This window comes from Bartonella sp. MU37NMGALS (assembly GCF_042194015.1).
GTDB lineage: Bacteria > Pseudomonadota > Alphaproteobacteria > Rhizobiales > Rhizobiaceae > Bartonella > Bartonella grahamii.
Genome location: NZ_JBHIML010000049.1, coordinates 1 through 1269, shown reverse-complemented (window position 1 = coordinate 1269; position 1269 = coordinate 1). Strand labels below are relative to the sequence as shown.

Here is a 1269-nt window from a genome sequence, read left to right as displayed (position 1 = left end):
CCCTTGCCATTGGGGGTAACAATATCAATCGAGGGAACCCCATTGGGCGCTGCCACTATATCTGGGCGATTGGCGGCATGAGCGTTAGGATCCACAGTAATTTGCGCCTGTAACGCTGAAGGTGCGAATAAACAAGAAAAACCAAGTCCCCCAAATAAAACCTTTTTGAGCATCGTACTGGAGACCAAAACACCTAATAAAGCTGCTCTTTCTGCTCTCTTCTCATATCTCATACGTTAACTCCCCAATAAAAAATGCTTAAAGTTCCATTGTTAATGTCATAAAAAATGTTCCTGATTTTTTGTGCTTAACTGTGCTCCAAAAAATACTGGAATAACTAGCATCGAGAGAGACCATGCCTCCCGCAAGCTTGACACCTGCTGTCCAACCGGCAAGCTGATCACTCTTAATCCCATACAAGGGTTGTGCAAAAACACGCCCATAATCCAAACCAACATAAGGGCGAAGTTCTCCAAAAACCTTTTTGAAGGTCGCGTGATTGCTCCACGGAATGGTGCGTAACAACAAATCATTCCGGCTAAAAAAACCGTTATTGCCAAAAAGCAAACTCTCACGCGTGCCACGAACATTGGAAGCACCCCCCAACGAAATCTGCTCAGCACCCAATAAATTATGCGGTGAATATTGACCACTCAAAAGATTGCTCAGTATAAAGTCCAAGCCCCCTACCTTAAAAGGCGTCATGACACTAAGCGTACCGGTAAATTTGGCAAATTGTGGCTCCGCATCCCCTGCCCCTGGATCGTGCTTCTTGACAGAATGAAACAAAGGGAGCCCTTGCAAATAACTCACATCAAAAGTCCAAGTTCCACCCAGCATCTGGCGCGAATGCGAAATGCCAAAATTGGCGACACTATATTGACGGCTGCCCACTTCAATCTTATTGCCAAGAAGGTAATTGTTGGTTCTTTTATAAGAAAGACCTAAATTCAAGGTTGTAAGGGAAACACCATCACGGTAAAGAACCCTGCTTGTACTGGCGTGCAACTCACTGGAATCCCCCGTCGTCTCAATATCGGTAAAATTGCCAGGGATAATGCTTTGATAATTATAAACAGTGCCATTCAAACCAAAGGTCCAATAACCGTAGGGAATACTCACACTCGCTGAAATGTTATTGCTATGTCCTTCTTGCTTGCTCCCACCCCAATAATCGGGCTCACTGCGTTGATAGTTAAAATCCCACGCATCATTCATCCCTAAAATATTTTCTACCCTCAAGCCCGCACTATAACGCGCATAACCCGT

General features: G+C 44.7%; 2 protein-coding genes. Both read right to left on the bottom strand.

The window, feature by feature from the left end; all coding sequences use genetic code 11:
• On the bottom strand, positions 1-233 hold a 233-nt coding region (locus ACFIJP_RS08695), incomplete at its 3' end, for a hypothetical protein (RefSeq protein WP_375627002.1).
• A 25-nt stretch (positions 234-258) separates the two neighbouring features.
• Positions 259-1269 (bottom strand): ShlB/FhaC/HecB family hemolysin secretion/activation protein (locus ACFIJP_RS08690; RefSeq protein ID WP_375627001.1); only part of this gene is annotated, 1011 nt, incomplete at its 5' end.